The sequence below is a fragment of the Robiginitalea aestuariiviva genome (genome assembly GCF_029537735.1).
GTDB classification, from domain to species: domain Bacteria; phylum Bacteroidota; class Bacteroidia; order Flavobacteriales; family Flavobacteriaceae; genus Robiginitalea; species Robiginitalea aestuariiviva.
Genome location: NZ_JARPUQ010000002.1, coordinates 532,193 through 554,135, shown reverse-complemented (window position 1 = coordinate 554,135; position 21,943 = coordinate 532,193). Strand labels below are relative to the sequence as shown.

The window sequence follows — 21,943 nt, the reverse complement described above, 5'->3', positions numbered from 1 at the left end:
CTCATACAGTAGTTTTTTTAGTTTTCGTTAACAAAATAGTCAATTAAATCGTACAGATATTGAAAAAAATTCATCTACTTGATGTTAAGCGCCTTAAAGCCTTATACAACCCCCTAAAGCCCCCGGATTATGCTTAAATAAGGTATCTTAGGGCATGGAAATCCAACAACTGCACCCCGAACACCTGACCGATGCGGATAGGGAACAAATCCGGGCATTGTTCCGGCAATTAAACCCGAAACTCACCCCCCAAAACCCGGCTGCCGTACTGGATCACCCCCACCCCCCTACCTTGTTGGTCTGCCGGGAGCAGGGACGCATTCTGGGCATGGCCACCCTGTGCACCTACACCGTCCTGTCCGGCTGCAAGGCCTGGGTAGAAGATGTGGTGGTGGATACCGAGGCCCGGGGCAAGGGTATTGCCCGCCGGCTTATGGAACACCTCATTGAAGTGGCCCGCGCGGCAGGGGCCCGGGAAATACTCCTGTATACAGGGCACCACCGCCTGCCTGCCCACCGGCTTTACGCGGGATTGGGCTTTTTAGAAAAAGACAGCAAACTCATGCGCCTGCCCCTGCAGGATTAACCTTCCTGCAATGGGCCTGCAGGGCCCGGGCCTATCTTGGGCCAAAGCGCTGCCATGGCCCATACCGTTACCCTGTCTGCCTTTCTGTATGAAGGGCGGGAGCACCTTCGGATCACCTTCAGGTATACCCACGCCCTTAAGGAATACATCAAAAGCTTTCCCGGTACGCGCTGGGACCCGGATTTGGGGCACTGGTACTTGCCGGACCCGGGGAGTGCCCCGGAGCTGATCCGCCACCTGAAGGCTGGCGGGTATGCTGTGGAATCCCGCCTGCCGCCCAGGGCCAGACCGGCCCCTGAATCCCTTCCTAAACCCCTGCCCAGGCACCCACCCCTGGCAGAGAAATTCCGCAATTTCCTGCAAGCCCGGCGCTATAGCGAAAGTAGCGTGGCCACGTACACCTCCCTGGTGGCCCAGTTCCTGCTTTTTTTAAAGGGGAAGCCCCCGGAAGCCGCCTCCAATACGGATGCGGAAGCCTTCCTGGAATGGCTGGTGCTGAAGCGCAGCATCTCCATCAGCACCCACCGCCAGGCCATTAGCGCCCTGAAGCAATTCTCGGTATTCCTGCCGGACTGCCCCCTGAACCCGGAGGGCCTGGTGCGGCCCCGAAAAAGCCGGAAACTGCCCTCGGTCTTGAGCACGGCGGAAATCCTGAGCCTGCTGCAGCATACCCGCAACCTGAAGCATCGTGCCCTCACCGCCCTGATCTACGGCTGCGGCCTGCGCGTGGGCGAGGTACTGGCCCTGCGCCTGGAGCACCTGGACCTGCACCGCCGCCAGCTCTTTGTGCAGAATGGCAAGGGCCGCAAAGACCGGCGGGTGGTACTGGCTGAGCGGCTGGTCCCCTTATTGGAAAACTACCTGGCCACCTACCAGCCTGAGACCTATTTTGCCGAAGGCATACGGGGCAAAGCCTACAGCGCCACCAGCATCCGGGTATTTTTAAAACGAAACGCCCGGCGGGCGGGCATCCTGAAGCGCATCACCCCCCATACCCTGAGGCATTCCTACGCCACCCACCTGCTGGAACAGGGGGTAGACATCCGCTACATTCAGGAATTGCTGGGGCACTCCCGCCCGGAAACCACCATGGTCTATACCCACGTTTCCCGTCAGGACCTGCTGAACATCCGCAGCCCGCTGGACCGTATCTACGAAGCGAAAACAACCCAAACTCCCTCAAACCCCTTATGGCTGAACGAATAAAAGTAAATTTTTATTTACCTTTGTATGAAATGTAGCCAAGCGCTTCGCCTGCTTAATCCAGCCCGACTGACGGACCTCCTATGAAGCCCTTAAAGAAGAACATCCATATTGTGGTGGAATGTACCGATACGGGGTATTCCGCCTATACAACAGACCTTCCCGTTTTTACAACAGGCAAAGATGTACGGGAATTGTACCAGCATGTACTGGAAGCTTTAAACCTCTACTATTATGACAAGGGTTTTGTGGTAACCGAACGGAACCTTAAACTGCAATTGGATCTGCAGCAGTTCTTCCAGTACTACCGGGTACTGAATGCTTCATTTTTAGCCCATCGCATTGGGATGTCTCCCTCCCTGCTTTCCCAATATGTGCGTGGCCTTAAAAAACCCTCGGCCCGGCAAACGCGCCGCATCCTGGAAGGCATTCAACGTATTGGCAAAGAACTCGCTGACCTGCAATTCATCTAACTGTTTTCAACCATTAATCCTTTCGTTATCCCGAGGGGGTGGTTTGGGGATAAACGTTATCTTTAATTGCATAAAACTAGTTGTACGCAAGCTATTTAAATGTGAATCGGACCAAGTTACTCATCCTCTTGCTTTTATTTATGTTAATCATCAGTTGTAAAGATTACTATAACGATACAATTGAATGGATGGATAATCTTGAAAGTGGAATGAAAATTGAAAGTGTACGGGAAGCAATGCCTGATTATGTGGAAATTGATTGGGACAACCCGTATACTGTCAGAAATGAAAAATGGTATTCGGTGGAAATCAAAGGGAATAATGATGTTCTGGGAATGTCTCATTATTTGGTTTTTGTTGAGAATGAATATCAATTCAGGGAATCAAAAAAATAAAGAAGCCAGCGTACAACAACGGCTATAGCCCATCGCCGGCCAAGGCTTGGGAAATTTTCCTACATTAGGGTTTATTAATCAATCCGGGGTTGGTCTGTGCTATGAGGCGCCGGGCCATAGCCGGAACCGTTGTAGTACATTAAATAAATTACTTGAGAAACTTCACAATTATTTTAGTTCTATTTGCTTATTTCAATACCTCTTACAGCCAAGATTCTATGATGACATCCAAAAGTCAATCTGAAATGTTTGAGGAGTTCAAAATGAAGGAAAAATTTATCCAAGAAGAGGGTTCTTACTATCCTGGAATTGCAGAGGAAAAACTTCGACCAATATTTACAGAAAAGATAAATCTTGCCGCCGAAGATTTTCAGAAAGTTGCTGAAGGGAAGGATCCGACACAGGAGAAGTATCTTAAAGCCATTGATCAAGGACTGGATCGTTTCCGGGAGATTTACTTGGAATTAGATACTGAGGATCGTGAGCGTGTATGTCTATATTTTGAAGAATTAATGGACATTGTTGGTTTGGAAAGTTCTGGCGGAAGACTTAATAAGTTCTTGTATGGTTTCGACCCTTCCGAGGAATAAAAACAACGTACTACAACATCGGGTATGCCCCATGGCTCTACATGTTCCCCACCCGAAAAATTCCTACATTTAAGAATAATCAATTTACGCCCGGAAACATCCTAACCCAGCGGGGTTTTGCCGCGGAGCCGTTCTAAGGCAAAACCTGTCCGCTGCAGTCGCCACGGATGCATACCCTGGTGCGTTGGGCAATATTGTTTAAGCAGATATGACCGGAGGTGCAGGTTTTTCTAGAGATGCAATGAAGCGAACCCGTGAAAATCGGGATGCACTTAAAGGTTCGCGTAACACCTATTTCCGGGCGCGTAAAAACAAAGAAGATTTTAAGAGCTCAGATTTTCCAGAATCAGATCCAGAGGTTGTTCAAGAGATCAAAGAAAAGCTTGTTGCTGAAAATCAATTAAAGGACCGACTCAATCTAATTATTCTGGCAATCGTAATTCTAACCGCCGTTGTAGTAATCTTATTTCTTTGAACATTGCCCAACATCGGGTATGCCCCATTCCGGTTTCATCGCATCCTGAAAGATTTTTCTTTAAATTCACCTTAAATCAAACCTGGGAAGCTTCTATTCCAAGCTTGTTTTGCTCGCCATCCTTTGGGCGCCTTCAGTTGGATCTTTTTCGTCTAATTTGAAGTGCATCCCTAAAAGGAAAAAAGGCGCCGCCCTGGGCGCAAAACAAGCCAGTCCGGAACGGTCGCATACCCTGGGGCGTTGTAACACATTTATCGAAACCCTATTTTGGAACTTGCTCAAAGACATTTAATCAAGATTAAGTGGACAGCTCGAATGGCTATTGCAAGCCTGGGAATCCTTACGATTGCTCTTGTCGTTAATTATTTCAGGGAACCATTACTCGGATTTAACAAAGGTTATGGACCTCATAATTTCACATTCAACTTTATCTTTTTTCTACCTTCTTTGGCTACTGCACTTGGACTCGGATTAGCGGTAATTGGGCGAACATTAAAGCATTGGAATACTTGGAAAGATTCGAATAAAAAATGGACTTTAATAGGGCTATCCTTTCCTGCAATCGGATTTTGGATATTTATGATTATTAGAATATTCACATTAACGACTGATTAAAAGACGTGTTACAACATCGGGTATGCCCCATGGCTGCATCTCCCCCACCCGAAAAATTCCTACATTTAAGAATAATCAATTTACGCCCGGAAACATCCTAACCCAGCGGGGTTTTGCCGCGGAGCCGTTTTAAGGCAAAACCTATCCGCTGCAAACGCCACGGATGCATACCCTGGTGCGTTGGCAAATATTTATATGGCTAAGTCTAGAAGGGAATATGTAGCTGAATACTGTGACAAAATTCGCTCAGGAAGCTTGGAGTATTCCAAATTAAGGGAGGAATTAAAGCTACGGATCATGGATCCCGAAGACATCGAGATAATTGTAAATCGCGTTGATCGTGACCTACATCGAATGGAGGTAGCTGACGCTGAAAAATCAAAAGGCAAATTAATGTTCTTAGGAGGCCTTATAGTAACAATCCTTGGAGTTGGGCTTACTCTTCTTACCTATTTTGGAGTTATTGACCTTGGTGATCAATTCATTATTGCATATGGCCCTGCTTTGGGAGGTTTGGGCATTGCCGCAGTAGGAATGCTTAAAATGAATAGGTAAAATACATTTGCCAACATCGGGTATGCCACATGGCTACATCTTCCCCACCCGAAAAATTCCTACATTTAAGAATAATCAATTTACGCCCGGAAACATCCTAACCCAGCGGGGTTTTGCCGCGGAGCCGTTTTAAGGCAAAACCTGTCCGCTGCAGTCGCCACGGATGCATACCCTGGTGCGTTGTGGTTTATTTCTTTAGATCCGTTAAACGTGAAGGAGTCATATGCGATAAGATGTATTTCCCTTTTCTTCTTGCTTCTTTTCGGTTCCTACTTACAAGGGCAAATAGAATCATGCAAGGAGTCAGAAATTTATAAAGTCGCATTCCAGGATCTTCTTGAGAATTATCAGGACACTTTGGTGGTACAAATAAGGAATGGTGAAAGTACATTCCTTATTGAGGACATCAATCAAGTGTCTGCCCTCACGGAATCTCAGTTAAACCAAATCAAAAAAGTTTTGTCCAGCCCTTGGGATGGCACCAGTTGCCCGGATATCGCTGACCTGCTTCAAATGGTAAATACCGACAATCGAAGAGCCTTAGAAGACAGCTATAAGATCATTACCTGCTCGCAGCCAATTTTCATTTCGGAATCAAAGGCTCTCCTGGTGTTTTCATTTGCCACTCGAAATAAGAATTCTCAAGGCGGGAAAGCGATTGGAGCCGATGTTTTGGATACGTACATCCTGGAGGATATGAAGTGGATAAGGGAAAAAAGGCAAGCCTTGACATTTCATTAAGAACAAACCACAACATCGGGTATACCCCATGGCTGCAACTACCCCACCCGAAAAATTCCTACATTTAAGAATAATCAATTTACACCCGGAAACATCCTAACCCAGCGGGGTTTTGCCGCGGAGCCGTTTTAAGGCAAAACCTATCCGCTGCAGTCGCCACGGATGCATACCCGGGAGCGTTACCTACCATACCTTCCATCTTTTAGGCATCGTTGAGGTACCGGCAACTTAAGAAGCCTATACAGAGGCTTCATCTCAAAAAGCAAGATGCTTTTCTAATTCAAGCAAACCATGTAATTCTGGCAGGTCTTATATCTGGTAGGCCTGGCTTAACCCACACTTAAGTCATTCTTTGCGAAGGCTTGGAGGAGGTCCGTTAGGTAACAACGGGTATGCCCCATTCCGGTAATTTCCCATCCTGAAAGATTTTTCTTTAAATTCACCTTAAATCAAACCTGGGAAGCTTCTATTCCAAGCTTGTTTTGCTCGCCACCCTTTGGGCGCCTTCAGTAGGATTTTTTTCGTCCAGATTGAAGTGCATCCCCCAAAGGAACCAAGGCGCCTCCATGGGCGCAAAACAAGCCAATCCGGAACGGTCGCATACCCTGGTGCGTTGGCACCAATATGAGAAGCATCATTTTTCACATTTTATTACTTCTGCTTCTTTCATGTTCAGGCAGTGAAAAAAAGGCTAAACTGAAGCAGGTTTCATCACTTGAAGAAGTTCCTCAAGGAGAGAATTTCAAAATCTTCTTAGAAGACTTTTCGAAAATTGAAGAATTCCAGCTTTCAAGAATTAAGTTCCCTCTATCGGATTGTGATTATCCTGGTGATGAAGATTCAAATTGCATCTATTGGACGAAAGAAGATTGGAAACAAGTGATTTTAATTGATACTACTCATACCCCCACAACAATTAGAACCATTTATGACAATTTCAGTCTTAAAATGGAGAATTCAGGAGAACGGGTAGTAGCTTTTGAGGCAACTGAAACCAACGTTTGCGCATACTATTACTTTAAACTTCAATCTGAACAATGGTTTCTAATCAAACGAGTGGTTTGTGCAGATTGAATTTATTTAACTGGTGCCAACATCGGGTATGCCCCATGGCTGCAGCTAACCCACCCAAAAAATCCCTACATTTAAGAATAATCAATTTACACCCGGAAACATCCTAACCCAGCGGGGTTTTGCCGCGGAGCCGTTTTAAGGCAAAACCTGTCCGCTGCAGTCGCCACGGATGCATACCCTGGTGCGTTACCTACCATACCTTCCATCTTTTAGGCATCATTGAAGTACTGGCAACTTAAGAAGCCTATACAGAGGCTTCATCTCAAAAAGCAAGATGCTTTTCTAATTCAAGCAAACCATATAATTCTGGCAGGTCTTATATCTGGTAGGCCTGGCTTAATCCTTACTTATGCCATTCTTTGCGATGGCTTGGAGGAGGTCCGTTAGGTAACAACGGGTATGCCCCATTCCGGTTTCATCCCATCCTGAAAGATTTTTCTTTAAATTCACCTTAAATCAAACCTGGGAAGCTTCTATTCCAAGCTTGTTTTGCTCGCCATCCTATGGGCGCCTTCAGTAGGATGTTTTCGTCCAGCTTGAAGTACATTCCCCAAAGGAAACAAGGCGCCGCCCTGGGCGCAAAACAAGTCAGTCCGGAACGGTCGCATACCCTGGTGCGTTAGCCACAATGTAAGCCAATCAATGAGCAAAAGAATAATAACGATAATGATTTTAACTTCAATTTTAAATTTCTTTGGCTGTAAAGGAAAGAATGAACCTGAAACTAAAAAAGATGCTGAATTTGAACAGTTTCTTGAACAGTCCAAAAATAGTATTGATGAATTCAAAAATCGGAAAATCTATAAGGAACTGACAACTGAAATTTTGGATTCAATTTCTGATGACAAGCTTGAGCAAGCAATTTTTGACAATATTTACGAGATTATCGGAGATGACTATGAAAACGAATTAAATAATGTAAAAAAACTTTCAAAAGGACAGCAAGCATTCTTCTCTACTTGGATAATCGAAGGAGAAGTCAATAATGGTGGATTTAACCAATTCTATTTTAATTCGAGCGGACAATATGCAGAAATGGCGGAAGTTGGATTTATGACAATTGGAGCTGAAAAGTTTTCGGAATTAACAAAACGAGCGAATAAAATTTACTCTGAAAATAAGGAACGACTTGAAGAATTTGACGATGGAACAATGGAAAGTTTTAGCGAATCCTATAAAGACAATCCGCTCAATGATTTGGATACTGAATTTTATAACCTTTATGATTCCGAGAAAATTGGAGAATTAAGAATAAAGTACATTAGAGAAAATAAAAACGAGTTTATAACGGAATAAAAACACAGTGGCTAACAATGGCTATAAGTAATTGCTGGTTCCCGCCTACTTTGGAAATTCCTGCGGAATTTCCAACTTGGTGCGTACTTGCAAAGTTTAGTGCTAAACCACGCAACTACTCATAGCCGAGACCGTTGTGATGCAATTTGAAACGTGCTAATGTATAACCCCAAAAAATGGAACCAAATCTGATATATTCAATAATAGGTATCATCTTTTTTTCCTTTCTCGCGTATTTTGGTTTTAGGTATGCCGATGGAAAATGGAGCGTAGCAGAAAAACGAAAAAAAGATTATGTGAAATGGACAAAAAAGCATGGAAAAGGAGTTAAGAGAGCAATTATCTTAATATCTATTATCTATGATATTTCAATGATAATTCAAATTTCAAACCTCAATTAATAAATTTAAAACTGCACACAACACCGGGTATGCCCCATGGCTGCATATTCCCAACCCGAAAAATTCCTACATTTAAGAATAATCAATTTACGCCCGGAAACATCCTAACCCAGCGGGGTTTTGCCGCGGAGCCGTTCTAAGGCAAAACCTACCTGCTGCAAACGCCACGGATGCATACCCGGGTGCGTTATGTACAAGCCAAAAAATGAGCAGCCCTAAAATCAAGTTAGATGAAATTTTTGATGTGGCAATCCTTCGTCATGGATTCCATTCAAATAACCGAGACTATTTTTTTCTAATCGAGACAAATTGGACTGAGGGTAAAGCAGGTCAATATATTCTCAAATTCAAGGACTGTTTTGAACTTACCTATGAAGTAAAGCACAAAGACTTCGAGAATCTTGATTGGGATGGTAATTGGACTCTTGCATACCCAGGGTTTAAGGATATTCCAAATAATAACGAGACCAAATCCTGGGAAAAAGGTTCTGGAATAAGGCTTTATAGCGTTGAATTAGAGACTGAGATCTATAGAATGAAATTCATTTATTCCGAATATGGACTTCAAAAAATCAATAATAATGATAGTCTGATCAACAAAGCTTTTTTCTACCCCTAGCGACGCGGCCAGTACATAACACCGGGTATGCCACATTTCGGTAGTCTTCCATCGGCAAGAATTTCCTAACTTTCAAGAGTAATCAACCCGGAAAGATCACGTCCTGGCTTATTCCGCTCGCCGTCCGTACGGCTCCATCCATTGGCGCTACATAAGCCTTAATCCTACACGTGGGCATACCCGGGTGCGTTAGCTGTAAGCCCCATAAAGAATGCTCGATTTAATAGCTGCCCTAATCCAGGATTACATTATTGATAATGTTAATCGATTTGGCGCCCGAATCAAATGGCTTTTCTTAAGAAATAAGTTTACCTATAATCAGATATTAGGCCAGGAGTGGAATTCTATTATAGGTGCCCTCACGATTGTGCTATTACTCGCTTTTGTGATCTGGCTTTTTGGATAAGTCTTTTCCTTTTTTTAATGCCTACAGCTAACAACGGGTATGCCCCATTCCGGTTTCATCCTATCCTGAAAGATTTTTCTTTAAATTCACCTTAAATCAAACCTGGGAAGCTTCTATTCCAAGCTTGTTTTGCTCGCCATCCTTTGGGCGCCTTCAGTAGGATCTTTTTCATCCCACCTGAAGTGCGGCCCCCAAAAGGAAAAAAGGCGCCGCCCTGGGCGCAAAACAAGCCAGTCCGGAACGGTCGCATACCCGGGTGCGTTGTGGTTAATTTCCAATAATGAGTCGACGTAGAAACACTGGTTATCTTGTACTTGTAGCTGTAATTATTATGCTCTTAAGTAATATCCTTCCGGTTAGAATCTTTATTGAGGGCATGTTCAGGCAATACCATTTTGAGACGAAGAACTCGGAGTTTCAATACACGATTGTTGATAACAAGAATAAAGTTGAATCAATGGAATATCGCTTTCAAGATTATTTAAAGAACAATCCGCAAACGAAAGACACTGTAATCTATAGAACGTTTAAGAGGAATCCTTTTAAATTCTGGAATTGGAGATTTTATATGACAAGTGATTTATACAATTATGAATTAAAAAACTAACCACAACATCGGGTATGCCCCATGGCTGAATCTTCCCCACCCGAAAAATTTCTACATTTAAGAATAATCAATTTACGCCCGGAAACATCCTAACCCAGCGGGGTTTTGCCGCGGAGCCGTTCTAAGGCAAAACCTATCCGCCGCAGTCGCCACGGATGCATACCCGGGTGCGTTGGCTACAAGCCTAGTATCCAACTAAATTCACAATTCAGGCAACCATTTCTTAAGTTTTGCGGTCTATTTCAGTATATAGACTAAAAGACGAATATTAAGAAGTGAATAAATATGCTAGAGAACCCAAAGATTAATATTAAAATCAAACTCGCTGCGTTGTGGACTTCCGTTACTTTATGCTACTTATATGGTGACTACTTCGAACTTTATACGCCAGATAAAGTAGAAAGTCTTATTTCAGGTGAGAATAATCTAGACAATCCAGTCAAATTACTGATAGCATCAATAATTCTGGCGATTTCTTCAGTGATGGTAGCAGGCTCAGTGATACTTCAATCGAAAATAAATCGAATTCTCAATATCATATTTGGTTCATTATTTACAATAATGATGGTGATTATCGGTGTTCTTTCGACAAATGAATGGTATCTGTTTTATGTGTTTTTAGCCTTTTTAGAAAGTATTTTAACGACCATGATTGTATGGCATGCGTGGAATTGGCCTAAAGAAGTATCAAAGGCTTAGGAACAATCCAATGCTAGATTACAAAAGGAATAAAAGCCTGTAGCCAACAATGGGTATGCCCCATGGCTGCATCTTCCCCACCCGAAAAATTCCTACATTTAAGAATAATCAATTTACGCCCGGAAACATCCTAACCCAATGGGGTTTTGCCGCAGAGCCTTTTTAAGGCAAATCCTTTCCGCTGCAGTCGCTACGGATGCATACCCTGGGGCGTTGGCTACAATATCAAAACAAAACGCAATCGAAATGAAAAAAATATTACATAATTTTTTCCTAATACTTATCGGAATTGTTTTAATCGGAAAAATATCAAATTGGTTTCTGAATTACAGTGACGTAACGAATCAAATTCTGAACGCTGGAATGTTCACTCTAATCGGAATCGCATACTTGGTTGGAGGTTTTGTTTGGGACAAAAAACTGGTGAATATAATTTTTCTGACTTGCGGAATTTATCTAATTGTAATGAATTTCATAGGAGATTTCGGATTGAAATCAATAATTGGAATTGTTTGTATTTTGACACCAATGTTAATTGCACGATTCTCACCTGATGAAACTGATGAAAAAGAATTGGCTGAAAAATAAAAATACTGTAACCAACAATGTATAACCGCAATTACAGCGGATTCGACTACGTCCGAATCCACTGGGAATTGCTAACGTCTGTGCCAAACCGAAAATTAACGCATATTAACCCGTAACTGACGGTTATACGAGACCGTTAGCACAAATTTTGAAATGAATCCAAAAGTCAATCCATTTAAGAACTTACTTCAAGTTATATATGACAAAATAAAGGGTGTAGAATATGGAGAAAAGACAGTAGTTGAATTGGATTTGAACAATGAAACGACAATGGAACGGATTAGAAAAATTGTTGGTGAAATAGACCATCGTTGCATTTTAAATTTTTACGATGCCTTTTATGAACTTCATCCGACTCAAAAGCCAACAACTCGTGGAGATTCTGGCGCTTTCACAGAAGTTAGAAAAGACGGAAATACTTTGAAGGCTAGATTGGGAAATCACGGCGGATTTAAGCAAAATGGAAAATGGCTTAAAATATCGGAACAGGAATTAATTGACAGAATTTATAATAGTAGAATGTTTAATGCAGGAAAAATGTGGTTGGAATCTCGACCAGTCAGAAAACAATGGCGAAAAATAGAAAATGGAAAAGGCCTATATGAATTTCATCACAATATATCTGACAAAAAAAACTTGTGCTAACAATGTATATAAGGCATTGAAACGGTTCATATACTTAACCGTTGGCAAAAATTATGATTAGGAAACTAGCCATACTATTTATACTTATCACAAAAACCGGTTACTCTCAAAGTACCCTTGAGGGTAAATATTGTTCCGTACCTATTGGAGAATCGGATGTCACTTGCGTTAATTTCCTGGAGAATAATCGCTTCAAATACAACGTGACAGGATGTTTGGGGGTTTCAAGCATTGGTGAGGGCAGATATGAGCTTAAAAGGTCTTCCTTAAAATTGATATTTGACAAAAAAGAGCAACTTATCAATAGCAAAGTTGATATTCGTTCAAAGCCATCAATGTCAGATAAAGAAGTCAAGTTTGAATTTAATATTAAGGATCAGTATGGCGGGCCAATATTTGTATTTGCTACTGATAAGACAAATGGTAAAGATATTGGCATCGACTATGAGGAAAACAAACTAATTCTTCCCAAGAGTGATGAAAAGGTCATTTACGAAATTCACTCAGTCGGTTACCCCTCCGTGGAATTAGAATTGGATAAGAATTCGGATAAAGTAATAGATATAATCCTCTACGAAGGCCAGCCTCAAGTTATATCTGAGAGCACAGTAAAGTGGAATTTGACGGAGATGAAGTCAAATGAATTCAAAATTGGTAAAGAATACTGGAATACCTTTAGAAAAGTAAAACAGTAACTTTTGCCAACAACACCTATGCCCCATTACTTGCCAGGGCTTGCGCTAATTCCCTATCTTAGAGATTCATAAAACTGCCCGCTAAGGCCTAGGCATTAAAGTACCGGGCCATAGTCAGGGGCGTTAGGTGCCATTGGTTCTTTTACCAATTTTTGGTATATTTCTTCTAAATGCATTCTAATGAGCAAAAACACTTCCATATCCTTAGGCAATTACTTTGACGATTTCGTGCATCAGCGCATATCAGAAGGCAGATACAAAAACGTTAGCGAAGTTATTCGTGCAGGCCTTCGACTGCTGGAAGAAGAAGAATCCAAAGTGCTCGCGCTTAAGAATGCAATCGATGAAGGCATCAACAGCGGCCGAGCCAAGGATTTCAATCCTAAAGTGCACCTGGCATCCCTGAAAGCCAAAAGAGGGCTCAATGGCTAAATATTACTTGACCAACACAGCTGTTGAGGACCTCGGAAATATATGGAATTACACTCTCGATGAATGGTCAGAATCACAAGCAGATAAATATTACCAAGGATTAGTTGATTGCTTTCAAGACCTTGCAACAAATCCCGAGCTGGGTAAAGACTACAAGGGTATAGCCAGCAGTCTTATTAGATTTCCATTCAATAAGCAATTAATTTTCTACCGCATTATGGATCCCGATCTCATTGAAATAACCCGGATTCTTCATGGAAGAATGGATCTGAAAGTGCGGTTTTGGGAGCAATAACAGGACCTAACACCAGGCATGCCCCATTCCGGTAGTCTTCCGTGTGCTAGAAATTGCTAACTTTCAAGAGTAATCAATCCGGAAACCACGCGTTCCGGCTTTTTTCGCTCGCCGCCCGTACGGCTCCATCCAGTGGCGCGCCATAAGCCTCGTGTCTTCCTCCCGCAAACACAGTTTGCTCGTCGGAGACAATACGTGGGCCTACCCTGGGGCGTTGTAGCCCATTATAAAGAAGACCCAATGACAAAAAACATCAAGGTAGCTGCCGCCCAACTTTCACCTGTCTTTCTGAACAAACAAAAAACGGTGGAAAAGGCTTGTAAGGCAATTAAAGAGGCTGGCGGAAATGGGGCTGAATTAATTGTTTTTCCCGAAGCCTTTATTTCCGGTTATCCCGACTGGGTGTGGCTTATTCCTAACAGCAAAGGCGCCGAGCTAAATGAGCTTTATTTAGAGCTTATAGAAAATGCCGTTTCTATTCCTGATAGTTCCACAGATAAGCTTAGTAAAGCAGCCAAGGAGGCTAATATTAATGTCGTAATGGGCATGCACGAACGTAACTCTGAAACAAGCAATGCGAGTTTATTTAATAGCTTACTCTTCATAGATAATAACGGCGATATTCTCGGAAAACACCGAAAATTAATTCCCACGGGAGGCGAACGGTTGGTATGGTCTCAGGGAGATGGAACCACCCTAAATGCTTATGATTCTTCCGTTGGAAAAATTGCAGGATTGATCTGTTGGGAAAACTTTATGCCCTTAGCCAGAAATGCTATTTACGAAGCCGGCACCCAGATCTTAGTAACACCTACATGGGATAAAAGCCCCAACTGGCTTCAATCGATGCAGCATATAGCAAGAGAAGGAGGGGTATTTGTTATAAGCACATGTATGGCTTTAAAGATGGACGATATTCCAGACGGATATGATTTTAAAAATCTTTATCCTGAGGGAAGAGAATGGATAAACATCGGAAATAGTGCAATAATTTCACCCAATGGAAAACTCCTCGCAGGCCCGTTAGCATCTCAAGAAGGGATTCTATATGCGGATTTAAATCTAGATGATGTTATTAAGGCAAAACGAATGTTTGATGTCGTAGGACATTATTCTAGACCCGATGTCTTTAATTTCAGTATAAACAAAAACTAGCCACAAGGGCACCTAAGCCACATTAAAATGATGGCCTTACGGTGAAACGTTGGTCACAATACGTATATGAAGTTTCTCCTATCCTTCATTCTTCTGATTTCCAATTTTTGTTTTTCGCAATACCCGAATTTGTCTGGAAAAACTTTAAATGAAATCAAAAATATCGACGGTTGGAGTGTATTTTTGGGAGCCTCCGGTGATTTGAATAATGATAAGATCGATGACTATGTAGCCATTTTACAATCCCATGATAGTATACGGGAAGTTCGATGTAACGGTTGCAAACGCTTACCCAATAAAGGTCGAATCATTGCAGTTCTCATTTCCAATCATGGTCAACCGAAGGTTTCAATACAAAACAATCGATTTATAGCCCGGCCTGATGAAGGTGGAATGGTACCATTTTTAGCGCCTGAAATTCAAATAATTGATGGTCAACTTTCAATTTCTTATCAATACACACGCAGCAATACGGCATATTTTTTTGAATTTTCAAATAATGACCTGCTGCTAGTAAGTGCAATAAGCGGTGGTGTTCATTCAGCTTCGGGAAATGTTGAATTTGACTTCTATGATTTCAAATCACGAGTAATTCGAAATGAAAAAGGGCATATCTCTAAAGACTCCACCGAAGTGAACTTCATCGACATAGACCATCTTAAAAAACTTAAGAGCCTTTCGGAATTAGAAGAAATGTATAATTGGCAAATTACAGCGTATAGATTTCTTTAACTTAATGTTGCCAACCAGGTGTATAACAGTAACCAATGAAGTACTCCATTCTTTTGGTCCTTTTTACCTTATCTACAAGCTGTCTTGGCCAAAAATCAGCAATCTTAACCCCTGAACAGCTAACCCTGGCCTTTATCCAGGACTATTATGACTGGAATCAATATGCCTTTCGAACGGATGAAGGGATTGGGAGTAATGAAAAGGCCATTGAAAAAAAATATCGTCAGATCATCCGTAAATACTGCATTCCAAATAAGGACTATCAAGGCATTACTTTTGGATCAGAATCAAACCATCATCCAGAACATGAACAAATTGTGGGTACCGATGTAGGGGCGCTCAAAACTATTGTAAAAACGCATTTCAATGATCCCAAACATCCATACAGCTTTGCTGATTATGAATATCACTTTCTTCTTTCCAAAGGCAAATGGCTTTTAGAAGAAGTCTATTATGTAGACGGGGAAGAAAAGTACAAAGCCCTTTGATAAACTACTATGTTCAGCATCGGATATACCCCATTCCGGCAACCTCTCAACCCGAAGAATTTTCCTAACTTGAAACAAACTAAAAGCCCGGAAGCTTTCCTTCCAGGGTTGTTTTGCTAACCGGCCTATGGGCGCCTTCAGTAGGATCTTTTTCGTCCAAAATGAAGTGCATCACTAAATGGACCCTTGGTTATTGAACTTCATGATCCGCAACACGAACCCATGATAAAATTCTTTAGAAAAATCAGGCAAAGATTACTCGGTGAAAACAAGATCCGTAAGTATCTCTTTTATGCCATTGGCGAGATCATACTTGTCGTAATCGGTATTTTGATCGCCATACAGCTAAACGATTTTAATGAAGATAGAAAAGAACGCAAGGCGGAATTATCATTCCTGCAAAAACTGAAAGACGATATCCATGCGGATATTCAATACCTGACGTTGCGGGATTCCGTTTTAGAGGTATATGAACGCCGGCAGGAAAAGGGATTGGAATTATTACTTGGAGCAACATCCGTAAAGGACATCATCACCCTCGATTCGCTCATTCAATACCGTTGGCAAAGTTTTGCCGTAAATAGAAAGACCTATGATGAAATGCTAAATACCCGTGGCATTTATATTATTACCAATAGGGATTTGCTCAATAATCTGAGTGATCATTATGCTTTAATAGAGGCGTACCAACAAAACTTCAGAGAGATTAATGAAGATTCGCGGGAGTATTTCAAAGCGTCCCATTTAAATCCTTTCGATTATATAAAGAGGCACTACAAAGACCAATCCTTCGATAGGGCATTGCTTGATACAACCTGGATCAGCAATCACAATTCGCCTGCGTATTTGGCTTTATCCAGATTCTATAGCCATGTGGCAGAGGCGGTTAATGGCGCCCAGCGAGCGTACGTTAAAGAAATACTTACCAACAGCAAAGCCTTGGTCGCTGAAATAGAGCAGGAATTAAGAAAAAACAAGATCCAATATTGACAAAAGTTCAACCCCGGGTGCTTCCCAATCTGGTCCTCCCCCAACCCGACAGAATTTTCCCTAAATTCACCCCTAATCAATCCCCGGGAAGCGCGCCCTTTCCATAGCCAGCCTGGGGCACTAAAAATTCAGTGGCGGCAGGTGCGCCTCAAATTAAATTCGGTATAGTTGAACACGTTTTTTCTCACCTTTGTATTGACCTTTTCCCTCTCGGGTGTGGTTGCTCAAAAGGAGGATCCGCTCTATCTGTGGCGCGATTACCTCTATGATGATCTCTATATTGTGAGCACCCTCCAACTGCACCCAGACTCCACCTATACCCGAAAAATCTGGGATTTCGAGGACGAAAAGAAGTGGACCGCATATACGCGTATGGAACCTGAAGTTAAAACGGGGCGGTTCCAACGGGAAGGAAAATATTTTATCCTGATTGAAAATAAGGACGGAAACGAGGTCCGCCTGGGGGGTGGGTTCACGCTCACTAAACGCATGTTGACCTTTTATTATCCCAACCCCAGTGGCACGTATGTGGAGCAGGGTAAGTACAGGAGAATCCATTAAAAACGGGAAAGCCCATGTAAGCCCTGTTTCAAGCTGCACCCCCATGGTAAACCCAACACCGTCGTACTAAAGACCTAGTAATATGCGCAATACACTTTTTACCCTTATGGCGATAGCCCTGGTTTCCTGCAACCCAAACAAAAAGGGCGTAAAGGAAGACGTTATGGAAGCGGAACAGGTGGAAGTTTCGGGCCAACGCGAAAATATGGACTGGTTGCTGGGGCAATGGAAAAGGCTTAACGAGGAAGAAGGAAAAGAAACCTTTGAACACTGGGAGAAGATCAGCCCCACCGAATATGCAGGCCTGGGTTTTACCCTGCAAGCAGGGGATACCATTTGGCAGGAAAACATGGTCCTGGCCAGATCCGGGAACCGCTGGGACCTTCGGGTGAAATCCCCTGAGGAACCGGAGTACACCCTATTTAAGGGAACGGGCTCTGCTGCACGCGAATTCGTGGTGGAGAATCCCGACATCGACTTTCCCAACCGAATTAAATATTGGGTTGAAGGCGAGGTGTTAAAGGCCGCCGTTTCCAATCCCGAAATGGAAATTCCTTTTGCCTTCAGGAAAATGGATAACTAAGGGCCGTCCACCTATTCAGTCCCCTAAAGTTTGAATTTTTACCGGGATTAGACGTTCTAAATATTTGAGGGGTTTTATAGCCAAACTGGTGTTCCTGTTTTTGCATTTAAAGGCATTTCATTCCAGCAAACCGAAACCCTGCACGGGTCTGCCGGCCGGATATCCTTTAACCTGCCCATATAAATTATCCCGCGGGTTCTCCTTTTGAGTAATCCCCTCTATCGGTATCTGCTTAAAAATGGGGAGAGAGAATAACTACTTCTATAACATCAGGCATAGCCCTGACCATACCACCCAATCCGAAAAATCTTTACATTCAATCCCTCCATTTGCTGCTAAAGCACTAATTTGCTTCATTCACACCTCATGTAATGCGTTAAAATTTAAGGCTGATAATGAAAGAGAAGTTTATCACGCGAGAGCGGCTATTTAAATTTGACAAGATTAGATTCGTTTATCTCACTGTGTTTATAGTTTCATTTGCCTTAACAGAAATTGGGCGAGAGATATACAGGCCCTATATTTATTCCAATGACATAAACGATTTCGGTATTGCGGATACCGTAGGCAATTTATTCGGAACTGTTACCCAAATCTTTTTTATGTTACTCCTCCTGTATCCAAACTACCAAAATGGGAAATTCTTTTTTCCATTCTTTATTATTGGGTATAGTCTATATGAATTTTGGCAAATATTCTTACCGGGCAGTAATTTCGACTGGAAAGATATTGTAGCAACCCTTATAGCAGGTTTGCTTTCATTTATTCTTTACATGAGGATAAATAATGCAGAGAAGGTTTAATCCAGGGCTTATAAAAACTAAAGTGCAAGGGGAAGATCTTACCCTCCCTGTAGGTAGCTCCGAAATTCAATTGAATAGTAGTTGGATAATTGGGAACATTGAAATAGCAATCGCACCATTTTCAAACCCGTTCTGCTACATCATAATAATAGCTGATAATTAGTGTGAAGTATTCAGGTAGTTTAAACCCAACCCTATGGTTTTGGAAGAAGTCCACGCTTTTTCTGACTCCTCCGTTTTTACCTTGCTGAGCTCCTCTATTAAGTTACTGAAAAGGCAGAAAGGCGGTAACATTAATGGCAATACGTAAGTCCCCTGCAGGGAAGATAATCGACTATACTGAAAGGATTTCAGGTGTAAACAGGCACGAACCGGATACCGCAAAGGCTTTATACTACAATATTCACGGATGGGCTACCCCAAAACCTGGTTTTACTTTCAGGCGTTGGCCATTGGTGGATCGCCTTGGATTACAGAAATTTAAATTCTAATGGTGAACCCACTAAAGCTTATCTCCAAATGGATTTGAACATTGATGAAACCAGTGCATGGGGTTTTGAGGATTTTATTGATGGGCTGTCATATCCAGCGTAATGCAATACTTAGCATGCCCCTTAGCCGCATCTCCCCCACCCCAAAAATCCCTACATTTAAAAGCCGCCATGGCTCCCTGCCCGCGGTTTACATGAAACTATGCCTATGACTCGTATTGGAATCCTCATCTTTATATGCTGCTGCCTGGCCCTGGGGGGTCATGCCCTGCAGGCACAAACCTATGCCCGCAATGGCATGGTGGTATCCAGCAGCAAAATCGCTTCCGAGGTAGGGGTCCAAATCCTGAAAAAAGGCGGCAATGCCATAGACGCCTCGGTGGCAACCGCGTTTGCCCTGGCGGTTACCCATCCTACGGCCGGGAACCTGGGCGGCGGGGGCTTCCTGGTATTTATGGATTCCACCGGACATACCACCACCATTGACTTCCGGGAAAAGGCACCCCTGCAGGCCACGGCCGATATGTTTCTGGATGCGGCCGGCAACCTGCCCAGGGGCAAAAACCTCTACGGGAGGGAAGCTACCATGAACCATGTGGGCCTGAAATCGGTAGGGGTACCCGGCACGGTGGCGGGCCTGTACCTGGCACACCGGCAATACGGGCAATTGCCCTGGGCGGATTTGGTGCAGCCCGCCGTAGACCTGGCCCAAAACGGGTTTGAACTCCCCTGGAGCCTGGCCAGCGCCGCCCGGTTCTTTGATGCCAACTCCGACATCCCATTCCTGAAGGACTATTTCAGGAAGGACAATGGGCAGCTTACCGATTTTGGGGAAGTCTGGAAGCAGCCGGAACTGGCCCAAACCCTATCGGCCATCCGGGACAAGGGCCATGACGGTTTTTATAAAGGAGCCGTAGCCCGGGAAATTGCCCGGTTTATGAAGGAAAATGGGGGGATCATTACCGAAAAGGACCTGCAGCACTACTCCGCCGTGGAAAGGGAACCCATAAAAGGGACCTATAAGGGCTATGAGATTTACTCCATGCCGCCGCCAAGTTCGGGAGGGGTAGCCCTTATTGAGATGATGAACCTTATGGAACAGGCCAATCTGGATAGCCTTGAATTCAATTCTGCCGCATATGTGCACTTGCTGGCGGAAACCATGAGGCGGGCTTTTGCCGACCGGGCAGAACACCTGGGAGATCCCGATTTTAACCCGGATACCCCGGTTCAACAATTGACCTCCAAAGCCTTTGCCAAAAAACGCTTTGCACAGATTGACTTTTCGAGGGCCTCGCCCAGCGACTCCACCCAATTCGGGCAGCTGTACGACGGCAACAGTACCACCCACTTTTCCGTACTGGATAAAAAGGGCAATGCCGTTTCCCTGACCTATACCCTGGAGCATGGATATGGTTCCGGGATGGGCTCCCCTAAACTGGGGTTTATTTTCAATAATGAAATGGGAGATTTTAACCCCATCCCCAACCACACCTCTACCTCCGGCCTTATTGGCAGCAGCCCCAACATCATCCAGCCCGAAAAAAGGATGCTTTCCAGCATGACCCCCACCATTGTTGCCAAAGACGGCAAACCCTACCTGATCATCGGAAGTCCCGGGGGCCGGACCATCATCAATACCGTTTTTCAGACGGTGCTGAATGTGCTGGAACACGAGATGAGGGTAGACCGGGCCATTGAGGCGATGAAAATCCACCACCAGTGGTTGCCGGATAAGCTGTTTTATGAAGGTTTGTTATTGTCCCCGGATACCCGAAGGGCCCTGGAAGCCATGAATCACGAGCTCGTTGCCTGGGGGACCCTGGGGGAATTGATGGGCATTCAAATAGACGCCGCCCAACATATTATCATTGGGGCTGCCGATTCCTCCAGCCCGGAAGGGGCGGCGGTTGGGTATTAAAGCAATCTCATTATCAACCCTGAGTAGCAATTTAATCCCATTTTAAGCGCTGGAAAACGGGATTAGGCATAGCAATAAGAGGCCAACACCAGGCCTCTTAGCTGCCCTGGTTGAGGCGTTTCCCGCAAAGTGACTGATAGTATTTAACGTGTACACCACCCTAGAAACAGAAAGACTGCGGCTGCGGCCCCTTACAACCTACGATGCCGGGTTTATTCTGGCGTTGGTCAATTCGGAAGGGTGGTTAAAATATATTGGGGACCGGCAGGTTTCGGATAAAAAGGATGCCCAGCAATACATCCGGAACATCCTGGACAACCCGGATTTCTGCTACACTGTATTTGAAGCCAGGCATACGGGCCAGGCCATGGGCATCATAACCTTTCTGAAACGCGAAGATGAAGATTTTCCGGATCTGGGTTTTGCCCTCTTGCCTGAATATGAAAAAAAGGGATATGCGCTAGAAGCCTGTCAGGCCTACGTAAACGCTATCACAAAGGGGGATGGGACTGATACTACGATCCTGGCATTTACCCTGCCCGGGAATACCAAATCCATTGCGCTGCTGGCGAAGCTTGGCTTCCAATACACCGGTAAGCGTAAAAAAGGGGAAAGTACTTTGGCCTATTATGCGTTAAGGAAATAGCGGGGAGGGGGTCAAATATTATCCTGCTTCCTGGCCCTCCTGTTTCTGCTGCTCCTGAAATTCCGGCTGCTTTTGGTCAGGTAACCCACCATAGCCACGGCCCCGGCAAGGACAATTACCGTAACCATCATGTATAAAGCCTCGCTGGGAAGTTCCATAGGCTTAAGATACAAAAAATATCGT

26 protein-coding genes are annotated in these 21,943 nt (G+C 43.7%); all 26 read left to right on the top strand.

The annotated features are described in order from the left end of the window. Positions 1-154 precede the first annotated feature (154 nt). The 26 genes from OZ410_RS09310 to OZ410_RS09185 all read left to right on the top strand — a co-directional run bounded on the left by OZ410_RS09310 (position 155) and on the right by OZ410_RS09185 (position 21,760). Positions 155-586, top strand: a complete 432-nt coding sequence (locus OZ410_RS09310; protein ID WP_277707681.1) for a GNAT family N-acetyltransferase — start codon at positions 155-157, stop codon at positions 584-586. A gap of 54 nt (positions 587-640) precedes the next feature. After that, the gene (locus tag OZ410_RS09305) at positions 641-1,792 is read left to right on the top strand and encodes a tyrosine-type recombinase/integrase (RefSeq protein WP_277707680.1); all 1,152 of its coding nucleotides are present in this window, start codon (positions 641-643) and stop codon (positions 1,790-1,792) included. An 80-nt stretch (positions 1,793-1,872) separates the two neighbouring features. After that, on the top strand, positions 1,873-2,262 hold the full coding sequence (locus OZ410_RS09300) for a helix-turn-helix domain-containing protein (protein WP_277707679.1): 390 nt from the start codon (positions 1,873-1,875) through the stop codon (positions 2,260-2,262). 188 nt (positions 2,263-2,450) lie between these two features. Continuing rightward, positions 2,451-2,657: a hypothetical protein gene (locus OZ410_RS09295; RefSeq protein WP_277707678.1), complete on the top strand. Its 207-nt coding sequence runs from the start codon at positions 2,451-2,453 to the stop codon at positions 2,655-2,657. Positions 2,658-2,809: 152 nt separating this feature from the next. Beyond that, positions 2,810-3,247 carry a DUF4844 domain-containing protein gene (locus tag OZ410_RS09290; protein WP_277707677.1) on the top strand — a complete coding sequence of 146 codons (438 nt, stop codon included), beginning with the start codon at positions 2,810-2,812 and terminating at the stop codon, positions 3,245-3,247. Between the two features lie 208 nt (positions 3,248-3,455). After that, the gene (locus OZ410_RS09285) at positions 3,456-3,722 is read left to right on the top strand and encodes a hypothetical protein (RefSeq protein WP_277707676.1); all 267 of its coding nucleotides are present in this window, start codon (positions 3,456-3,458) and stop codon (positions 3,720-3,722) included. Between the two features lie 267 nt (positions 3,723-3,989). Continuing rightward, positions 3,990-4,337 (top strand): hypothetical protein, encoded by a 348-nt coding sequence (locus tag OZ410_RS09280; protein ID WP_277707675.1) that lies wholly within the window; start codon positions 3,990-3,992, stop codon positions 4,335-4,337. 180 nt (positions 4,338-4,517) lie between these two features. Then, positions 4,518-4,892, top strand: a complete 375-nt coding sequence (locus OZ410_RS09275) for a hypothetical protein (protein ID WP_277707674.1) — start codon at positions 4,518-4,520, stop codon at positions 4,890-4,892. 210 nt (positions 4,893-5,102) lie between these two features. Beyond that, on the top strand, positions 5,103-5,633 hold the full coding sequence (locus OZ410_RS09270) for a hypothetical protein (RefSeq protein ID WP_277707673.1): 531 nt from the start codon (positions 5,103-5,105) through the stop codon (positions 5,631-5,633). A gap of 624 nt (positions 5,634-6,257) precedes the next feature. After that, positions 6,258-6,707: a hypothetical protein gene (locus tag OZ410_RS09265; protein WP_277707672.1), complete on the top strand. Its 450-nt coding sequence runs from the start codon at positions 6,258-6,260 to the stop codon at positions 6,705-6,707. A gap of 642 nt (positions 6,708-7,349) precedes the next feature. Next, a complete protein-coding gene (locus OZ410_RS09260; RefSeq protein ID WP_277707670.1) occupies positions 7,350-8,003 on the top strand; it encodes a DMP19 family protein in 654 nt (217 codons plus the stop codon). A 606-nt stretch (positions 8,004-8,609) separates the two neighbouring features. Then, positions 8,610-9,023 carry a YxiG-like protein gene (locus OZ410_RS09255; RefSeq protein WP_277707669.1) on the top strand — a complete coding sequence of 138 codons (414 nt, stop codon included), beginning with the start codon at positions 8,610-8,612 and terminating at the stop codon, positions 9,021-9,023. A 1,298-nt stretch (positions 9,024-10,321) separates the two neighbouring features. Continuing rightward, positions 10,322-10,735, top strand: a complete 414-nt coding sequence (locus tag OZ410_RS09250) for a DUF6326 family protein (RefSeq protein WP_277707668.1) — start codon at positions 10,322-10,324, stop codon at positions 10,733-10,735. Between the two features lie 246 nt (positions 10,736-10,981). Then, positions 10,982-11,323: a hypothetical protein gene (locus OZ410_RS09245; protein ID WP_277707667.1), complete on the top strand. Its 342-nt coding sequence runs from the start codon at positions 10,982-10,984 to the stop codon at positions 11,321-11,323. Between the two features lie 153 nt (positions 11,324-11,476). After that, positions 11,477-11,968, top strand: coding sequence for a hypothetical protein (locus OZ410_RS09240; protein WP_277707666.1), 492 nt, complete (start codon positions 11,477-11,479; stop codon positions 11,966-11,968). A gap of 53 nt (positions 11,969-12,021) precedes the next feature. Then, positions 12,022-12,663, top strand: coding sequence for a hypothetical protein (locus OZ410_RS09235; protein WP_277707665.1), 642 nt, complete (start codon positions 12,022-12,024; stop codon positions 12,661-12,663). 180 nt (positions 12,664-12,843) lie between these two features. Beyond that, positions 12,844-13,095 (top strand): type II toxin-antitoxin system ParD family antitoxin, encoded by a 252-nt coding sequence (locus tag OZ410_RS09230; protein ID WP_277707664.1) that lies wholly within the window; start codon positions 12,844-12,846, stop codon positions 13,093-13,095. Then, positions 13,088-13,390, top strand: coding sequence for a type II toxin-antitoxin system RelE/ParE family toxin (locus OZ410_RS09225; protein ID WP_277707663.1), 303 nt, complete (start codon positions 13,088-13,090; stop codon positions 13,388-13,390). Before OZ410_RS09230 ends, OZ410_RS09225 begins: the two co-directional genes overlap by 8 nt. Positions 13,391-13,630: 240 nt before the next feature. Further along, entirely contained in the window at positions 13,631-14,545 is a 915-nt protein-coding gene (locus OZ410_RS09220) for a carbon-nitrogen hydrolase family protein (protein ID WP_277707661.1), read from the top strand. A 129-nt stretch (positions 14,546-14,674) separates the two neighbouring features. Then, positions 14,675-15,277 (top strand): hypothetical protein, encoded by a 603-nt coding sequence (locus OZ410_RS09215; protein WP_277707660.1) that lies wholly within the window; start codon positions 14,675-14,677, stop codon positions 15,275-15,277. 35 nt (positions 15,278-15,312) lie between these two features. Continuing rightward, positions 15,313-15,765, top strand: a complete 453-nt coding sequence (locus OZ410_RS09210; RefSeq protein ID WP_277707659.1) for a hypothetical protein — start codon at positions 15,313-15,315, stop codon at positions 15,763-15,765. Positions 15,766-15,987: 222 nt separating this feature from the next. Then, on the top strand, positions 15,988-16,755 hold the full coding sequence (locus OZ410_RS09205) for a DUF6090 family protein (protein WP_277707658.1): 768 nt from the start codon (positions 15,988-15,990) through the stop codon (positions 16,753-16,755). A 168-nt stretch (positions 16,756-16,923) separates the two neighbouring features. Beyond that, positions 16,924-17,316, top strand: coding sequence for a hypothetical protein (locus tag OZ410_RS09200; RefSeq protein ID WP_277707657.1), 393 nt, complete (start codon positions 16,924-16,926; stop codon positions 17,314-17,316). 82 nt (positions 17,317-17,398) lie between these two features. Then, the gene (locus OZ410_RS09195; RefSeq protein ID WP_277707656.1) at positions 17,399-17,899 is read left to right on the top strand and encodes a hypothetical protein; all 501 of its coding nucleotides are present in this window, start codon (positions 17,399-17,401) and stop codon (positions 17,897-17,899) included. Positions 17,900-19,401: 1,502 nt separating this feature from the next. Then, the gene (gene ggt, locus OZ410_RS09190) at positions 19,402-21,114 is read left to right on the top strand and encodes a gamma-glutamyltransferase (protein WP_277707655.1); all 1,713 of its coding nucleotides are present in this window, start codon (positions 19,402-19,404) and stop codon (positions 21,112-21,114) included. Between the two features lie 148 nt (positions 21,115-21,262). Continuing rightward, entirely contained in the window at positions 21,263-21,760 is a 498-nt protein-coding gene (locus OZ410_RS09185; protein WP_277707654.1) for a GNAT family N-acetyltransferase, read from the top strand. Positions 21,761-21,943 lie beyond the last annotated feature (183 nt).